At 68.5% G+C, this 14,936-nt stretch carries 18 protein-coding genes; 14 read left to right on the top strand and 4 right to left on the bottom strand.

Annotated features, from left to right (window positions below; translation table 11 throughout):
* The first annotated feature begins 115 nt into the window (after window positions 1-115).
* The 12 genes from ABZ795_RS09535 (at window position 116) to ABZ795_RS09480 (ending at window position 10,511) form a co-directional block, all read left to right on the top strand.
* Window positions 116-337 (top strand): hypothetical protein, encoded by a 222-nt coding sequence (locus tag ABZ795_RS09535; RefSeq protein ID WP_327024318.1) that lies wholly within the window; start codon window positions 116-118, stop codon window positions 335-337.
* Complete coding sequence (atpB, locus tag ABZ795_RS09530; RefSeq protein ID WP_327024319.1) at window positions 338-1,159, top strand: F0F1 ATP synthase subunit A; 822 nt, start codon at window positions 338-340, stop codon at window positions 1,157-1,159. It abuts the gene before it with no gap.
* Window positions 1,160-1,246: 87 nt separating this feature from the next.
* Entirely contained in the window at window positions 1,247-1,471 is a 225-nt protein-coding gene (gene atpE / locus ABZ795_RS09525; protein WP_327024320.1) for an ATP synthase F0 subunit C, read from the top strand.
* A gap of 29 nt (window positions 1,472-1,500) precedes the next feature.
* Window positions 1,501-2,025 (top strand): F0F1 ATP synthase subunit B, encoded by a 525-nt coding sequence (locus ABZ795_RS09520; RefSeq protein WP_327024321.1) that lies wholly within the window; start codon window positions 1,501-1,503, stop codon window positions 2,023-2,025.
* Window positions 2,025-2,846 carry a F0F1 ATP synthase subunit delta gene (locus tag ABZ795_RS09515; protein WP_327024322.1) on the top strand — a complete coding sequence of 274 codons (822 nt, stop codon included), beginning with the start codon at window positions 2,025-2,027 and terminating at the stop codon, window positions 2,844-2,846. The genes ABZ795_RS09520 and ABZ795_RS09515 overlap by 1 nt, the downstream gene beginning before the upstream one ends.
* A 92-nt stretch (window positions 2,847-2,938) precedes the next feature.
* Entirely contained in the window at window positions 2,939-4,585 is a 1,647-nt protein-coding gene (gene atpA, locus ABZ795_RS09510) for a F0F1 ATP synthase subunit alpha (RefSeq protein ID WP_327024323.1), read from the top strand.
* Between the two features lie 9 nt (window positions 4,586-4,594).
* On the top strand, window positions 4,595-5,533 hold the full coding sequence (locus ABZ795_RS09505) for a F0F1 ATP synthase subunit gamma (protein WP_357529950.1): 939 nt from the start codon (window positions 4,595-4,597) through the stop codon (window positions 5,531-5,533).
* The gene (gene atpD / locus ABZ795_RS09500) at window positions 5,533-6,969 is read left to right on the top strand and encodes a F0F1 ATP synthase subunit beta (protein ID WP_357529949.1); all 1,437 of its coding nucleotides are present in this window, start codon (window positions 5,533-5,535) and stop codon (window positions 6,967-6,969) included. The genes ABZ795_RS09505 and atpD overlap by 1 nt, the downstream gene beginning before the upstream one ends.
* Before the next feature lie 227 nt (window positions 6,970-7,196).
* Window positions 7,197-8,351, top strand: a complete 1,155-nt coding sequence (locus tag ABZ795_RS09495; RefSeq protein WP_357530021.1) for an LCP family protein — start codon at window positions 7,197-7,199, stop codon at window positions 8,349-8,351.
* 87 nt (window positions 8,352-8,438) lie between these two features.
* Complete coding sequence (locus tag ABZ795_RS09490; protein WP_327024326.1) at window positions 8,439-8,723, top strand: F0F1 ATP synthase subunit epsilon; 285 nt, start codon at window positions 8,439-8,441, stop codon at window positions 8,721-8,723.
* 12 nt (window positions 8,724-8,735) lie between these two features.
* A complete protein-coding gene (locus ABZ795_RS09485; protein WP_327024327.1) occupies window positions 8,736-9,194 on the top strand; it encodes a DUF2550 domain-containing protein in 459 nt (152 codons plus the stop codon).
* A gap of 729 nt (window positions 9,195-9,923) precedes the next feature.
* Window positions 9,924-10,511 carry a hypothetical protein gene (locus tag ABZ795_RS09480; RefSeq protein ID WP_357529948.1) on the top strand — a complete coding sequence of 196 codons (588 nt, stop codon included), beginning with the start codon at window positions 9,924-9,926 and terminating at the stop codon, window positions 10,509-10,511.
* Window positions 10,512-10,570: 59 nt separating this feature from the next.
* Here ABZ795_RS09480 and ABZ795_RS09475 read toward each other — a convergent pair whose 3' ends face one another.
* Window positions 10,571-11,497, bottom strand: coding sequence for an alpha/beta fold hydrolase (locus ABZ795_RS09475; RefSeq protein ID WP_357529947.1), 927 nt, complete (start codon window positions 11,495-11,497; stop codon window positions 10,571-10,573).
* Window positions 11,494-11,835: a hypothetical protein gene (locus tag ABZ795_RS09470; RefSeq protein ID WP_357529946.1), complete on the bottom strand. Its 342-nt coding sequence runs from the start codon at window positions 11,833-11,835 to the stop codon at window positions 11,494-11,496. Before ABZ795_RS09470 ends, ABZ795_RS09475 begins: the two co-directional genes overlap by 4 nt.
* 74 nt (window positions 11,836-11,909) lie before the next feature.
* Between ABZ795_RS09470 and ABZ795_RS09465 the strand changes: the two genes are divergently transcribed.
* The gene (locus tag ABZ795_RS09465; RefSeq protein ID WP_357529945.1) at window positions 11,910-12,488 is read left to right on the top strand and encodes a helix-turn-helix domain-containing protein; all 579 of its coding nucleotides are present in this window, start codon (window positions 11,910-11,912) and stop codon (window positions 12,486-12,488) included.
* Here ABZ795_RS09465 and ABZ795_RS09460 read toward each other — a convergent pair.
* Window positions 12,434-12,874 (bottom strand): VOC family protein, encoded by a 441-nt coding sequence (locus ABZ795_RS09460; RefSeq protein ID WP_357529944.1) that lies wholly within the window; start codon window positions 12,872-12,874, stop codon window positions 12,434-12,436. The genes ABZ795_RS09465 and ABZ795_RS09460 overlap by 55 nt on opposite strands.
* A complete protein-coding gene (locus ABZ795_RS09455; RefSeq protein WP_357529943.1) occupies window positions 12,850-13,422 on the bottom strand; it encodes a cob(I)yrinic acid a,c-diamide adenosyltransferase in 573 nt (190 codons plus the stop codon). The genes ABZ795_RS09460 and ABZ795_RS09455 overlap by 25 nt, the downstream gene beginning before the upstream one ends.
* Between ABZ795_RS09455 and murA the strand changes: the two genes are divergently transcribed.
* Window positions 13,421-14,863, top strand: coding sequence for a UDP-N-acetylglucosamine 1-carboxyvinyltransferase (gene murA / locus ABZ795_RS09450; RefSeq protein WP_357529942.1), 1,443 nt, complete (start codon window positions 13,421-13,423; stop codon window positions 14,861-14,863). The two genes, ABZ795_RS09455 and murA, sit on opposite strands and share 2 nt — an antisense overlap.
* Window positions 14,864-14,936 lie beyond the last annotated feature (73 nt).

Raw genomic sequence — 14,936 nt, 5'->3', positions numbered from 1 at the left:
TGCAGGAGTAAGCTGGCTCCGGCTGACGCGCCCGCACTCGCCGCCCGCACGCTGCTCGCAGTGTGGGGGGTGCCGCACATCTGCGAAACTCCTGGCTGATAGTGTTCGCCTCGTCATGGCCGACAGCCCTCACCACGGAAACTCCGACGAGCACTCGTCGGAAGGCGTAGCCGGAGCCGTTTTTGGTTACCTGCTCGCCGGCATCGTGGCGTGGGGATTCCTCGGTTGGTTGGCGGCGAAACTCCTCGGCCTGCCGACCGGCATCGGGATCGGGGTGGGCATGATGCTCGGCGCAGCCGGAGCGATCTACCTGATCATGAAGAGGCTCAGTGCCTGAGTGCCGGCACACGCGGGTCTGTCGAGTGCGGAGGATGACACGTTGAGCGGACAGTTTGTCGCCGCAGAGGGCCTTCCATGGCCCCCCAAGGTCGATGACTTCTATCCGCCGGATCTCGCGGGTCCGTGGGTCACGAAGTTCACCCTCATGATCTGGCTGGCCGTCGGGCTGGTGATGATCTTCTTCCTGCTCACGTACCGGAACCCCAAGCTGGTGCCGAGCAAGGGCCAGTGGATGGCGGAATCCGTCTACGGCCTGGTGCGGGACAACATCGCCCGGGAACAGATGGGCAAGGAGGGCATCAAGTTCGCGCCCTACTTCACCGTGCTGTTCTGCTTCATCGCGGTGACCAACCTGTTCGGTATCACTCCCGGGTTGCAGATCTCGCCGAACTCACACATCGCCTTCCCGATCGTGCTCACGGCGGTCACCTATGCGATGTACATCTACGTCGGTATGCGTAAGCACGGCGTGGGCCGCTACCTCAAGCAGAGCCTGATCCTGCCGGGCATTCCCTGGCCCATGCACTTCCTGCTGGTGCCGATCGAATTCCTGCAGACCTTCATCAACCGGCCGGTCACCTTGGCGGTGCGACTCTTCGCCAACATGTTCGCCGGTCACCTGATCCTGCTGGTCTTCACGGTCGGTGGCTTCGTGCTGCTCGCCTCGGACAACCTCTTCATCCAGGCGACCTCCGTCTTCGCCTTCCTGATGGCGATCGTGATGGCCTTCTTCGAGGTGCTGGTCTCGCTGTTGCAGGCCTACGTCTTCGTCACGCTGAGCGCCAACTACATCGGGACCTCGCTTTCGGACGAACACTGATCCGACCCGGTGGGATGCCCGCCCGAGCTTTAGGTACGACCGCGTACGCGTGAAACCCTCACGCGTCAAACAGGAGGAATACCCGCAATGACTGTTCTTGCCGAGATCAGCGGTAACGTCAACACGATCGGCTACGGCCTCGCCGCCATCGGCCCCGCTGTCGGTGTGGCCCTGATCTTCGTGGCGTACATCAACTCCAGCGCCCGCCAGCCCGAGTCGGCCGGCTACAACCGCACCTGGCTGGTCCTGGGCTTCGCCCTGGTTGAGGCGCTCGCCCTCTTCGGCCTGGTGCTTGCCTTCGCCGTCAGCTGACCGTCCGTTAGTCGACCCGGAGGTCTGACATGAATCTCGCTGCCGAAGGTCATCACCCGCTTGTGCCGATCTGGCAGGAGCTGGTCATCGGGACGATCGCCTTCGCCCTGCTCTGCTTTGTGCTGCTGAAGTTCGTCATGCCGCGCATGGAGACGATGTACCAGGCGCGGGTCGACGCGATCGAGGGTGGCCTCAAGCGCGCCGAAGCGGCGCAGGCCGAGGCCAACCAACTTCTCGAGCAGTACCGGGCCCAGCTCGCCGAGGTGCGTACCGAGGCGGCACAGATCCGGGACGACGCCCGGGCCGACGCCGAGTCGATCCGTACCGACATCCTGGCCAAGGCCCGGGAGGAGTCCGACCGGATCATCGCCGCCGGCCGGGAGTCGCTGGCCGTGGAGCGCGAAACCATCGTGCGCGAGCTGCGCGCGGAGGTCGGCGGTCTCGCGGTCGACCTGGCCGGTCGGATCGTGGGCGAGTCGCTCGCGGACGAGGCCCGCCGCAAGGGCACCGTCGAGCGCTTCCTCACCGATCTCGAGAGCGCGGGGGCCCGCTGATGCAGGCCGCCAGCCGGGAGTCCTACGCCACCGCCCTGGCGCGGCTGGAGGAGTACGTCCGCGGCGCCGAGCCAACGGCGATCACCACCACCGGCACCGAACTGCTCGCCGTGGCAGACCTGCTGCGGCGGGAGGTCCGGCTGCGTCGGGCCCTGTCCGACCCGGCCCGCGAGGGCGCGGACCGGACGGGTCTGCTGACCGGGGTGCTCTCCGGCAAGGTAGGCGCGGAGACGCTGGACCTGCTCGGCGGGCTGGTCGCCGGCCGGTGGTCGGCGCCGTCGGAGCTGCTCGACGGTGTGGAGCGCCTCGGCGTGCAGGCGCTGCTCGCCGGTGCCGACCGCGCCGGTGAACTCGGTGAGGTGGAGGACGAGCTGTTCCGCTTCGGCCAGGTGGTCGCGGGGGATCCGCAGCTGTCCAACACCCTGTCCGACCCGGTGGCGCCGGTGGCGCAGCGGGCCGAGCTGATCGGGATGCTCCTGACGGGCAAGGCCCGACCGACGACGGTGCGACTGGCGGAGGCGGCCCTGGCCGGCTTCGGTGGCCGATCGTTCTCCACCGCGCTGTCCCGGCTGGTGGAGCTGGCGGCGGAACGCCGCGACCGGCAGGTCGCGTACGTGACCGTCGCGGCACCGCTGACCGAGGACGAGGAGCGTCGGCTGACGGACCAGCTCTCGGCCATCTACGGCCGGGTGGTCGCCGTGAAGCTTACGGTTGACCCGACGATCCTCGGCGGAGCGAGCGTTCGGGTGGGTTCGGACCTGTACGACGGGACGATCCTGCGCCGCCTCAACGAGACCCGTAACGCGCTCGCAAAGCGCTGACCTGCACCCCGCGATGCGCCCGGAATAACAGTCGACCCGAGGACCGGTCGGTACTAGGTATCCCGGGCCCCTGATACTTAAGGAAGCAGAGGATGGCCGAGCTGACCATCTCGACGGAGGAGATCCGCGGCGCGCTTGAGCGCTACGTCTCCTCCTATTCGCCCGACGTCTCCCGTGAGGAGGTCGGCACCGTCGCCGACACCGGTGACGGCATCGCCCACGTCGAGGGCCTGCCCTCGACCATGACCAACGAGCTGCTGGAGTTCGAGGACGGCACCCTCGGCGTGGCGCTGAACCTCGACGTCCGGGAGATCGGTGTCGTCGTCCTCGGCGACTACTCCGGGCTTGAGGAGGGCCAGCGGGTCAAGCGCACCGGCCGGGTGCTCTCCGTGCCGGTCGGTGACGCCTTCCTCGGTCGCGTGGTCAACGCGCTCGGCCAGCCGATCGACGGCCTCGGTGACATCGCCGACGAGGGCTACCGTGAGCTCGAGCTCCAGGCCCCGAACGTGATGGCCCGGCAGTCCGTCTTCGAGCCGCTGCAGACCGGCATCAAGGCCATCGACGCGATGACCCCGATCGGTCGTGGCCAGCGGCAGCTGATCATCGGTGACCGTAAGACCGGTAAGACCACGGTCGCGCTGGACGCCATCCTCAACCAGCGGGAGAACTGGGCCTCCGGCGACCCGAAGAAGCAGGTCCGCTGCATCTACGTCGCCATCGGTCAGAAGGCCTCCACCATCGCCTCCATCAAGGGGCAGCTGGAGCAGGCCGGCGCGATGGAGTACACCACCATCGTGGCCTCCCCGGCCTCGGACCCGGCCGGCTTCAAGTACCTCGCCCCCTACACCGGCTCGTCCATCGGGCAGCACTGGATGTACGGCGGCAAGCACGTCCTGATCGTCTTCGACGACCTGAGCAAGCAGGCCGAGGCGTACCGGGCCGTGTCGCTGCTGCTGCGTCGCCCGCCGGGCCGTGAGGCGTACCCGGGTGACGTCTTCTACCTGCACTCCCGGCTGCTGGAGCGCTGCGCGAAGCTCTCCGACGAGATGGGTGGCGGCTCGATGACCGGCCTGCCGATCATCGAGACGAAGGCCAACGACATCTCGGCCTTCATCCCGACCAACGTCATCTCGATCACCGACGGCCAGATCTTCCTGGAGACCGACCTGTTCAACCAGGGGGTCCGGCCGGCGATCAACGTCGGTACCTCGGTCTCCCGGGTCGGTGGCGCCGCGCAGATGAAGCCGATGAAGAAGGTCTCCGGTTCGCTGCGGCTGAACCTGGCCCAGTTCCGTGAGCTGGAGGCCTTCGCGGCCTTCGCCTCGGACCTGGACAAGGCCTCCCGCGCCCAGCTGGACCGTGGTGCCCGTCTGGTCGAGCTGCTCAAGCAGCCGAACTACTCGCCGTACCCGGTGCAGGACGAGGTCGTCTCGGTCTGGGCCGGTACCGAGGGCAAGCTGGACGACATCCCGGTCGGTGACGTGCGGCGCTTCGAGACCCAGTTCCTGGAGCACCTGCGGCGTAAGTACAACGCCACCCTCCAGGCGATCGCCGACAACAAGTGGGACGACGAGATCATCGCCGCCCTCGACTCGGCCGTCACGGAGTTCAAGAAGGGCTTCCTCGGCCGCGAGGACGAGCGCACGATCAACGAGGCGCCGGCGGCGCCGCTGGAAGGCGAGGCCGAGCACGAGACGGTCACCCGCTACAGCGGCGGTTCCTCGGCCCAGAAGAAGTAGGGTCGGGCCATGGCGGCGCAGGTACGTGTTCTTCGTCAACGCATTCGCTCGGCGAAGGGGATGAAGAAGATCACCAAGGCGATGGAGCTCGTGGCGACGAGCCGGATCGCCAAGGCTCAGGCCCGGGTGGAGGCGTCCCTGCCGTACGCCCAGGCCATCACCGGCGTGCTCACCGCGCTGGCGTCCAACGCCTCGGTCGACCACCCGATGCTGACCGCGCGCGAGCGGGTTCGGCGGGCGGGCGTGCTGCTGGTAACCGCCGACCGGGGTCTGGCCGGCGGTTACAGCACCAACGCCATCAAGACCGCGGAGTCGCTGATCGCGCGGCTCAAGGAGGACGGCAAGGAGCCGGTGCTCTACGTCGTCGGGCGTAAGGGCGTGTCGTTCTACCGGTTCCGTAACCGGCCGATCGAGGCCAGTTGGACGGGCTTCTCCGAGCAGCCGTCGTTCGCCGACGCCCGCGAGGTGGGCGACACCCTGGTCAAGGCGTTCACCGCCGGTGCGGATGACGTCGACGGCGGTCCGGGTGCCGACGGTGTGCTCGGGGTGGACGAACTACACATCGTCTTCACCGAGTTCAAGTCGCTGATGACCCAGACGCCGGTGACCCGGATCATCGGGCCGTTGCAGGTCGAGGAGCGGCCCCGGTCGGAGGCCACCCCCGGCCTGCTGCCGGACTACGAGTTCGAGCCGGACGCCGAGGAACTGCTCGACGCGCTGCTGCCGAAGTACATCAACACGCGGATCTACGCGGCGTTGCTGGAGTCGGCGGCCAGCGAGTCGGCGGCCCGTCGGCGGGCGATGAAGAGCGCCACGGACAACGCCGAAGAGATGATCGACAAGTACACGCGTGAGATGAACTCGGCCCGCCAGGCCGGGATCACCCAGGAGATCAGCGAGATCGTCGGCGGCGCGAACGCGCTGGCCGCGTCGGGAAGTGAAGTGTGATGACTGCCCCAGTAGAGACCAAGACGGCCACTGGTCGCGTGGTCCGGGTCATTGGCCCGGTCGTCGACGCCGAGTTCCCGCGCGACGCCATGCCGGACCTCTTCAACGCCCTGCACGTGGACGTGACCCTCTCCGGCGGCGAGAAGACGCTGACCCTGGAGGTCGCCCAGCACCTGGGTGACAACCTGGTCCGCGCGATCTCGATGCAGCCCACGGACGGTCTGGTCCGGGGTGCCGAGGTTCGTGACACCGGCCACCCGATCCGGGTGCCGGTCGGTGACGCCGTCAAGGGCCACGTCTTCAACGCGATCGGCGAGTGCCTCAACCTCACCGAGGGCGAGACCATCCAGGCCGACGACCACTGGGGCATCCACCGCAAGGCCCCGGCCTTCGCGGACCTGGAGCCGAAGACCGAGATGCTGGAGACCGGCATCAAGGTCATCGACCTGCTGGCCCCGTACGTCAAGGGTGGCAAGATCGGCCTGTTCGGCGGTGCCGGCGTGGGCAAGACGGTGCTCATCCAGGAGATGATCACCCGGGTGGCCCGTAACTTCGGTGGTACCTCGGTCTTCGCCGGTGTGGGTGAGCGGACCCGTGAGGGCAACGACCTCATCCACGAGATGACCGACTCGGGCGTCATCGACAAGACCGCCCTGGTCTACGGCCAGATGGACGAGCCGCCGGGCACCCGGCTCCGGGTCGCCCTCTCCGCCCTGACCATGGCGGAGTACTTCCGGGACGTGAAGAAGCAGGAGGTGCTGCTCTTCATCGACAACATCTTCCGCTTCACCCAGGCCGGTTCCGAGGTCTCCACCCTGCTGGGCCGGATGCCCAGCGCGGTGGGTTACCAGCCGACCCTGGCCGACGAGATGGGCGAGCTCCAGGAGCGGATCACCTCCGTCCGGGGCCAGGCCATCACCTCGATGCAGGCGATCTACGTGCCGGCGGACGACTACACCGACCCCGCTCCGGCCACCACCTTCGCCCACCTGGACGCGACCACCAACCTGGAGCGGTCGATCTCCGACAAGGGCATCTACCCGGCGGTGGACCCGCTGGCCTCCTCGTCGCGGATCCTGGCCCCCGAGTTCGTCGGCCAGGAGCACTTCCAGGTGGCCAGCGAGGTCAAGCGGATCCTCCAGCGGTACAAGGACCTGCAGGACATCATCGCCATCCTGGGCATCGAGGAACTCTCCGAGGAAGACAAGATCACGGTCCAGCGGGCCCGGCGGATCGAGCGCTTCCTGTCGCAGAACACCTACGCGGCGGAGCAGTTCACCGGCGTGCCCGGCTCGACGGTCCCGATCAAGGAGACCATCGAGGCGTTCCGGAAGATCAGCGAGGGGGAGTACGACCACTTCCCCGAGCAGGCGTTCTTCATGTGCGGTGGGCTCGACGACCTGGAGAAGAAGGCCGCCGAGCTGATGAAGGGCTGACCCTTCGCACAGTTGCGTTGACGAAAAGGACCGCCCCGGACAACTCCGGGGCGGTCTTTTCGCTCGGCTTGAACAGATTCTGTCGCCGCTGTCCGGTTTTCGGTGCTCGGCGATCACGTAACTCGCGAGATACCGTCTATTCCACGCTCATTCGCCGATGAGCGGTGACCGTGTTCAACCATTCGGATGCGCGTACCCGTATCCCCTGTGGGATGCGACGAACGGAGATGCTCGTGGGTAAGGCCGGCAGGCGCGACAAGCGCGGTGGGCGTCCGTCGATCTGGCGTGGCGTGCCGGGCTGGGCCAGGTTCTGCACCATCTTCGGTGTCGTGTTGATGATGCTCAGCGGCACCTCACTGGTCGGTGCCGAGGCGTTGATGGCCCGCTACGAGGGAGCGATCGGCAAGGCGGACCTCTTCGGCGACCAGGCGGCCGGGGCCAGTGAGCGCAAGAGCGACATCAAGGGGCCGCTCAACATCCTGCTGGTCGGCATCGACCCCCGCAACGACCGGACCGCACCGCTGGCCGACGCGATCATGGTGCTGCACGTGCCGGAGGAGTTGGACCGGGCCTACCTCTTCTCCATGCCCCGCGACCTCTACGTGGAGATCCCTGCGTACCCCCGGGCGAACTTCAACGGTGCCACCTCCAAGCTGAACGACGCGATGTCCTTCGGTAGCCGGGTGCCCGACGGCGGCAAGCCGGACCCGGCGCGGGGCTTCGAACTGCTGGCCACCACGGTGCAGAACGTCACCGGGATCAAGCGGTTCGACGCCGGTGCCATCATCAACTTCTCCGGCTTCCAGAAGATCGTCGACGCGATGGGCGGCGTCACGATGAACATCGAGCGGGAGGTCCGCTCCGAGCACCGGGAGCCGGACGGCAAGCACCGTAAGGGCAACCCCAACGGCGAGGGCTACATCGGGCCGCAGGCCGTCTACCCCAAGGGCAAGCAGCACCTGAGCGGGTGGCAGGCGCTGGACTACGTCCGCCAGCGGTACCCGAAGAACGGTGTGCCCGACGGTGACTACGGCCGTCAGCGGCACCAGCAGCAGTTCGTCAAGGCGATGGCCGCCCAGGCGTTCAGCGCCGACGTGGTGACCAACCCCGTCAAGCTGGACCGGGTGCTGCGGGCCGCCGGCGAGTCGCTGATCTTCAGCGGGCGGGGCCACAGCGTGGTCGACTTCGGGCTGGCCCTCAAGGACATCCGTCCCGGCAACATCCAGATGATCAAGCTTCCGGGTGGCGGGGTCTTCGGCAACCGGAACAACTACCTCGGCGAGAAGTTCGAGCCCGAGGTGGAGGACTTCTTCGTGGCGTTGGAGCGGGGCCTGCTGGATCCGTTCCTTCTCGAACATCCCAAGCTGGTGAACAAGGGCTGAATCGTGGTGCACGTCTCGGCACCCGGCTGTAACACAGGTCCGCAGGGTGACTAGACTTTCCCCAATCCGCCTCAGCAAGGAGACAGCGTGGCAGAGCAGCTCAACGTCCAGCTCGTGGCCGTAGAGGAGAAGGTCTGGTCCGGCAAGGCCGAGATGGTCATGGCCCGGACGACCGAAGGTGAGCTGGGTGTGCTGCCGGGGCACGCGCCCCTGCTCGGTCAGCTCGCCGAGCCCGGCCGAGTACGCATCAAGCTCCCCGGCGGCGAGCAGCTCGCCTACGAGGTGTCCGGCGGCTTCCTGTCCGTGAACGGGCAGGGCGTCACCGTCCTCGCCGAGAGCGCCACCCCGGCCTCCGTCACTTCGGACAACTGAGCCGATCCGCCGATGGAGATCGTGGAAGGGATCGGAATCGGCTTCGCCGTCATTCTCGGCGCGATCCTGTTCCTCTTCATCCGGCGGGCACTTGTCACCCGAAGCGGGGGCATCATCCGGCTCAGCGTCCGGACCTCCACCATGCTCGACGGCCGCGGTTGGTCGCCCGGTTTCGGCAGGTTCGTCGGGGACGAACTCCGCTGGTACCGGATGGTCAGTTTCGCCGTACGCCCCAAGCGGGTGCTCTCCCGTGAGGGGCTGAACGTGGAGCGGCGGCGGCTGCCGGAGGGACAGGAACGGATGTCCATGCCGGCGGACTGGATCATCCTCCGCTGTACGAGTCGACACGCCCCGGTCGAGATCGCCATGGCGCGATCCACCGTCACCGGGTTCCTATCCTGGCTCGAGGCCGCTCCTCCGGGGGCGGTCTCGCCACGTCTGATCCCTCAACAGGACTGGCCCGCAGCCTGACCCGCCAAGTCCGACGGCTCGACCGCCGATTGACTCGGCCGGTCGGGTATCTAAGGGCCGTTGGTCCGCTTGTGCGGTTGGTCCCTTGGCCGTCGAGGTCCGGCGGCCCATTGGTCGGGCGCCTGGCTCAACGGCTGACTGCCGGATGGCTCACCTGAGTAATTTGGGCTTGTTTCGGCGACTTGCCCGCGCAATCGGCGCAATCGGCGCAAGCGGGGCCTCAGGCGCGCACCAAATGCGCGGTGATCGACTCCGTTTCGCCGGAATGGCGGGGTCCGGCCCGACGGGATACCGCCATTTCGGCGAAACGGCGCGAGCCCTCCGCCCGTCGGGGCTCAGGTGCACGGCGCTCGGGTCCGACTCGGCCCGCAGGGCTCGGCCCTCGTGGCTCGGGCTCGGGCTCGGGAATGGTGGCGGCTGGCGGGTGGTTGTACATCCCTGACCGGCCGATGCAGGCCGCCTGAGCTGGGCAGATGGCTCCGTGAGTGTCTGGCCCGGCGGGAATGATGGCGGGCAGCCGGTCGTTGTACATGGTCCCGGCGCCACGAAGGGCCATGCCCCGTGCGAAGCCCTCCGGTCCGCGAAGGGCCCGGGTCTCGTGCGTGAAGTGCCCCGGCCTCGTGTGTCAGCCGGTGATTCTTCCCCCCTGTTTTCAGCGCCTGTTGGCGTTTGCGCGCACCCGGTTCCCCCCTTTCGTGGTGTGTGTCTACCCCCGAATGGAGTTTGGTCATGAACTCGATCTTCCGTAACAGTGTGCTCGGTATTGCTGGTGTGGCCCTCGCCGGTGGTGTCTTCGCTGGCCCGGTGGCTGCTCAGGCGGACGCCACTCCGGTGAAGTCGAGTCCGGTGGCCGCGGTGCAGGCTGACAAGCCCGATACGGGCAAGTTGATTCCGCATGGTGTGCAGGGCAAGCAGTCTCGCATCGATCTGGACGCTGAGCAGGTCGCGAACACGAAGGCGATCATCGCGGCCACGAAGAAGAACGGCATGGACGAACGCGCCGCGGTCGTCTCGATCGCGACGGCGTTGCAGGAGTCGAAGCTGGAGAACCTGGGTCATCTGGGTGACCGCAACGATCATGACTCGCAGGGTTTGTTCCAGCAGCGGCCGTCCAGTGGTTGGGGCACGGTGGAGCAGATCACCGATCCCGAGTACTCCACGACCGCGTTCCTGAAGGGCCTCAAGCAGGTTGATGGTTGGCAGGACATGCCGTTGACCAAGGCCGCCCAGGCCGTGCAGGTGTCGGCGTACCCGGACCACTACGCCCAGTGGGAGCAGATGGCCGCCGACCTGGTAGCCCAGCACTGGAACAGTTGACCCAGACAACGCGAAGAGCCGGTACCCATCCCGGGTGCCGGCTCTTCGGCGTCTTCACATCAGGTCAGCTCGGTGACCCGGGCGCGGAGCCAGTCGACGACAGCCTCGGTGACCGCCGGGTCGACCGGGTTGCGGATCTCCCGGCGGTACGCCCCCAGGGACGCCCGGCCCGGCTGGTGGCGCAGTACGTGGGTGACGTCCGGCAGGAGTCTGGTCTGCACCGGGCCGCCCGCGTGCTCGGCGATCAGGGTCAGGTCGGCCGGGTCCACCTGAAGGTCCTTGGTGCCGGTGACCGCGAGGATCGGGGCGGAGATCCGGGCGAGGTCGGGGCGGGGGTCGTACCGCAGGAACTCCCGCATCCACTTCGCGTTGATCCGCTGCCCGCCCATCCGTGTCACGTCGCCGGTGGTGGCCAGGATCTTCTCGTGGTTGCGGGACACCCTGGCCACCAGGTCCATACGCATGAGCCGCAGTAGCAGGCGTACCGGGGCGGGCAGGCTGGGCAGGATCCGGGCTGTCTGCCAGCGCAGCACCTCGGCACCGAGCCGGGCACTGCTGGAGAGCAGGACCAACCCGGCGGTGGTCACCCCACGCGCGGCGAGCACGGTGGCGGTCAGGGCCCCTTCGCTGTGCCCGACCAGGAACAGGGCCCGGCTGTCCACGTCTGCCTCGGCCTCGAGCGCGGCGAAGGCAGCCTGGGCGTCGTCCACGTTGTCGTGGAACCCGGTGGGCCAGAACCCGCCGGAACTCTCGCCGATTCCGCGCCGGTCGTACCGCAGGGTGGCGACACCTGCGGCGGCCAGCGCGGCGGCCAGGTCCCGCTGGATGCCGAGGCGCATCCGGCGGTGGTCCCCGTCGCGGTTCAGCGGCCCGGAGCCGGGCAGCAGCAGGGCGGTGGGGTGGGGGCCCGGACCGTCCGGCAGGGAGAGGGTGCCGACCAGGCGGTGACCGGCGGAGTGGAACGTCAGTTCGCGGTCGGTGCTCACCGGCGTACCGCCTTCGCCACCGCTGTCGCGTCGTCGGCGCCGATGACCAGGGCGTCGTACCGCTGGCCGGTCAGGGTGATGCGCACGGCCGGCTGGTTGGCGCGGACGCTGACGAACTCCTTGCCGGCCCGGCCGCGCCAGGTGCCGACCTTGCGGGCACCGGGCAGGCCGAGGCCGGGCGCCCGGATGCCTCGGGGAGCGCGCAGACCGTCGGGCTGCACGGTGACGGCGGTTACGGCGGAGCGCGGAACGGTGACGTCGCCCCGGAGCGCCCACAGCTTCTCGGCGGGGGTGAGCCGGATGCGGATCGAATCGGGGGTGAGGTCGATGGTGGCCATCGGCGCTCCTTCGTGCTCGCTATAATCTCGTCACTGGGAACATTATCAGAGGTGAGAACGATGGGGAGACGGTTGTGGCCCTCGACACTGCTGAGCTGCTGCTACATCCGGTACGACTGCGGATCGTTCAGGCATTTCTGGGCGGCCGGACGCTGACCACCGCCGACCTGCGGGCCGAACTGGCGGACGTGGCCCCGGCGACCCTGTACCGGCAGGTCGCCGCCCTCGCCGGTCACGGGGTCCTGCGGTCGGTCGGGGAACGGCGGATCCGGGGTGCGATCGAGCGCAGCTACCAGTTGGACGAGGCGGCGGCCGCGGTGGACCCCGAGGCGCTCCGGGGGATGACCCCGGAGCAGCACCGTCGGGCCTTCCTAACCTTCGTCGCCGGGCTGCTCGCCGACTTCGACCGCTACCTGGACAACGGTGGCGGGGACCTGGCCCGGGACCTGGCCGGCTACCGGCAGAACGCCTTCTACGCCAGCGACGCCGAGATGGTCGAGTTCATCACCCGGATGCGGGAGCTGTTCGCCGAGTACGCGGCCTTGGGGCCGGGCCAGGACCGGGTGCGGCGGTTGTTCACCACCCTGCTGCTCCCCGCTCAGGCCGACGGGCCGGGCACCGTGCCGTCGGAGGCCACCAGCTCCACCTCGTAACCCTGCCCGTCGGCCAGGTAGGCGGCGTAGGTGCCGGCGCCACCGGCGTACGGATGACGGTCGGGAAAGAGCAGTTCCCAGCCGTACGCCGGGGCCTGCTCGACGAGCCGGTCCACCGCGGCGGGTGGACCGGCGTGAAAGGCCAGATGGTTCAGGCCGGGGGCGAGCCGGTCGTGGCCCCCGCCGGAGAGGGCGGGTGACTGCTCAAGGACCAGGTAGGTCGGGCCCAGCCGCCACGAGTGGCCGGCCGGCCACTGCTGGAAGGGGGTCCACCCCAGTTCCCCCAGCAGCCAGCCCCAACTGTGCATTGCCGCGCTCAGGTCGGGTACCCAGACCTCCACGTGGTGCAGGGCACCAACCGTCACCGGCCTCCGCCGGGGACCCATAGCACGTCTCCGTCCGGATTTGCCGTTCTTGACAGGATAAAGAGCAGATCCGACAGCCGGTTGAGATACTTTGCCGGGAGGAGGCTGGTCCGGTCGGGGTCGTGTGCGACGAGCGCCCACGCCGACCGCTCGGCGCGCCGGGCGATCGTCCGCGCCGCGTGCAGCAGTGCCGCGCCCGCGGTGCCGCCGGGGAGGATGAAGGAGTCGAGGTTGCTCAGGCGTCCGTTGAACTCGTCGCACCAGCCCTCAAGGCGCTCGACGTACTCCTCGGTGACCCGCAGCGGCGGGTACTTGGGGTCCGGCTCGACCGGGGTGGACAGGTCGGCGCCCACGTCGAACAGGTCGTTCTGGATCTGCCCCAGCACCGTACGCAGGGACTCGTCGAGCTGCCCCAGGGCCAGTGCCACGCCGAGCGCCGCATTGCACTCGTCGACGTCGGCGTACGCGCAGATCCGTGGGTCGGTCTTCGACACCTGCTCGTTGTTGCTCAACCTGGTCATGCCGGCGTCGCCGGCCTTGGTGTAGATGCGCGTGAGGTGGACGGCCATGACGCACAGCCTACGGATACCCGACCTGACCATCCCGACGCGCCCGCAGCCGGGTACCGGCTGGTCCGCCGGGGTCGGCCCGGGCGATGCGGGCGACCCGGCGATATCGGATGTCGACGTCATCCGGGTCAACGGGGCGGCCCGACTAGCCGGCACGGTGCACGTGGTCGGCGCCAAGAACTCGGCGTTGAAGCTGATGGCCGCCGCCCTGCTGGCCCCGGGTCGAAGCGTGATCACCAACGTGCCGCGGATCACCGACATCGCCATCATGGGGGAGGTGCTGCGTCGACTCGGCTGCGACGTACGGTTCGACGCGGACGATCCGGTGGACCCGATGGTCGCGGGCGGGGGAGTGCCCCGTTCCCGGTCGGTGTCGATCGAGGTGCCGGAGCAGCCGGGGGTCGAGGCCGACTACGACCTGGTGCGTCGGCTGCGCGCCTCGATCTGCGTACTCGGTCCACTGCTGGCCCGGCGCGGCTACGTACGGGTGGCCCACCCGGGCGGGGACGCCATCGGCTCGCGAGGGCTGGACATGCACATCGCCGGGCTCACCCGGATGGGGGCGGACATCTCCGGTGAGCACGGCTTCGTGATCGCCTCCGCACCGCAGGGACTGCACGGCGCGGAGATCACCCTGGACTTCCCCAGTGTCGGGGCCACCGAGAACCTGGTCATGGCGGCGGTGCTGGCCAACGGGACCACCGTGATCGACAACGCGGCCCGGGAGCCGGAGATCGTGGACATCTGCACCATGCTCATCCGGATGGGGGCGCTGATCGAGGGGGAGGGCACCTCCACCATCACGGTCGTGGGCGTACCCCGGCTGCAACCGGTGCGGCACGCGACCGTGGGGGACCGGATCGTCGCCGGCACCTGGGCCTTCGGGGCGGCGATGACCCGCGGCGACGTCACCGTGACCGGCCTGGATCCGAGCTACCTGGAGATCGCGCTGGACAAGGTGGTCGCGGCCGGTGGGCTGGTGGAGACCCGGGCCAACGCCTTCCGGGTACGGATGGACGACCGCCCCCGGGCGGTGGACGTGGTGACCCTGCCCTATCCGGGCTTCGCCACCGACCTGCTGCCGATGGCGATCGGCCTGGCCGCGCTCAGCGACGGCGCCTCCCTGATCACGGAGAACATCTTCGACGGCCGGTTCATGTTCGCCAACGAGATGATGCGCCTCGGCGCGGACATCAAGACCGACGGGCATCACGCGGTCGTACGCGGCCGTGAGCAGCTCTCCGGCGCACCGGTACGCGCCACCGACATCCGGGCCGGCGCTGGACTGATCATCGCCGGGCTCTGTGCCGACGGGGTGACCGAGGTGTCCCATGTGCATCACGTGGACCGGGGCTATCCCGACTTCGTGGCCGACCTGCGGGCCCTCGGCATCGAGGTGGAGCGGGCCACCGCGCCGGAGGAACCGGAACTGACCATCTGAGCCTGAACCGCCTTAGTGGTCGTTCAGTCCCGCCGACTAGGGTCTGTGTCGAGAGTCCTCGGTCGAGCCGAGG

The sequence above is a fragment of the Micromonospora sp. NPDC047134 genome, assembly GCF_040643455.1.
Lineage (GTDB): Bacteria > Actinomycetota > Actinomycetes > Mycobacteriales > Micromonosporaceae > Micromonospora.
Note: the sequence above shows the minus strand (reverse complement) of the source record. Positions and strands in the feature narration are given on the sequence as shown.

Bases quoted from the DNA above. Each gene is read 5' to 3' on its own strand.
- ABZ795_RS09535 (WP_327024318.1), top strand. From the start codon at position 116: ATGGCCGACAGCCCTCACCACGGAAACTCCGACGAGCACTCGTCGGAA.
- atpE (WP_327024320.1), top strand. From the start codon at position 1,247: ATGACTGTTCTTGCCGAGATCAGCGGTAACGTCAACACGATCGGCTAC.
- ABZ795_RS09520 (WP_327024321.1), top strand. From the start codon at position 1,501: ATGAATCTCGCTGCCGAAGGTCATCACCCGCTTGTGCCGATCTGGCAG.
- ABZ795_RS09515 (WP_327024322.1), top strand. From the start codon at position 2,025: ATGCAGGCCGCCAGCCGGGAGTCCTACGCCACCGCCCTGGCGCGGCTG.
- atpA (WP_327024323.1), top strand. From the start codon at position 2,939: ATGGCCGAGCTGACCATCTCGACGGAGGAGATCCGCGGCGCGCTTGAG.
- ABZ795_RS09505 (WP_357529950.1), top strand. From the start codon at position 4,595: ATGGCGGCGCAGGTACGTGTTCTTCGTCAACGCATTCGCTCGGCGAAG.
- atpD (WP_357529949.1), top strand. From the start codon at position 5,533: ATGACTGCCCCAGTAGAGACCAAGACGGCCACTGGTCGCGTGGTCCGG.
- ABZ795_RS09495 (WP_357530021.1), top strand. From the start codon at position 7,197: ATGCTCGTGGGTAAGGCCGGCAGGCGCGACAAGCGCGGTGGGCGTCCG.
- ABZ795_RS09485 (WP_327024327.1), top strand. From the start codon at position 8,736: ATGGAGATCGTGGAAGGGATCGGAATCGGCTTCGCCGTCATTCTCGGC.
- ABZ795_RS09480 (WP_357529948.1), top strand. From the start codon at position 9,924: ATGAACTCGATCTTCCGTAACAGTGTGCTCGGTATTGCTGGTGTGGCC.
- ABZ795_RS09470 (WP_357529946.1), bottom strand. From the start codon at position 11,835: ATGGCCACCATCGACCTCACCCCCGATTCGATCCGCATCCGGCTCACC.
- ABZ795_RS09460 (WP_357529944.1), bottom strand. From the start codon at position 12,874: ATGGGTCCCCGGCGGAGGCCGGTGACGGTTGGTGCCCTGCACCACGTG.
- murA (WP_357529942.1), top strand. From the start codon at position 13,421: ATGACGCACAGCCTACGGATACCCGACCTGACCATCCCGACGCGCCCG.
- ABZ795_RS09455 (WP_357529943.1), bottom strand. From the start codon at position 13,422: ATGGCCGTCCACCTCACGCGCATCTACACCAAGGCCGGCGACGCCGGC.